The organism is Thermococcus sp. 9N3 (assembly GCF_012027685.1).
GTDB classification, from domain to species: Archaea; Methanobacteriota_B; Thermococci; order Thermococcales; family Thermococcaceae; genus Thermococcus; species Thermococcus nautili.
The window spans coordinates 1-515 of sequence record NZ_SNUV01000009.1 but is presented as its reverse complement, the minus strand read 5'-3'; the positions used below and the strand labels follow the sequence as shown (position 1 = coordinate 515).

Annotated in this window: 1 protein-coding gene; it reads right to left on the bottom strand. The window is 33.2% G+C overall.

Annotation, left to right across the window (positions count from 1 at the left end):
- Window positions 1–490, bottom strand: a 490-nt coding sequence (locus tag E3E30_RS11270) for a hypothetical protein (protein ID WP_206205171.1), incomplete at its 3' end; no start/stop codon positions are given.
- Between the last annotated feature and the right edge of the window lie 25 nt (window positions 491–515).

The following is a 515-nucleotide window of genomic DNA, read 5'->3' as shown; positions in this document are numbered from 1 at the left end:
GAGTTAGATTTTCTGAATTCATGGAAAGTATGTCGGACTCACTTAATATAAATATCCCTGAAGTGCCATTAATTGATATGACCGATATATTTACAATTCCTTTGCTTAATTCTAAATTAATTGGATGTTTAGTATCCAGAAAATAACTACGGTTGCCAATATTAATTAGGGCGCTCTGAAGACCAACGATCCGCAATGTATAATTCCCACTTTTTAATATCTTAACAGACTTGCAGGCAACCGTTTTAGCTGTTTTCTCTAAGATGCAAGTATCAAACTTGTTAATATTAAGTAGGTACGCAACCATTTTATTTTCTAAGATTGAATTAATATACTCATCTAAATTCTCTGGATTCTTAATTAAAATTAGTGAATCGACAACAAAAGATCCATTAATAAGCTCAAAGTTCATTCCAAACATATTTGACGTAACGTTGGCGGTGCCTACGTAGATATATCTCATTGACTTAGTCCGCGGAAATGATATCACTTCTTTACCAAGCTGATCTGAGCTT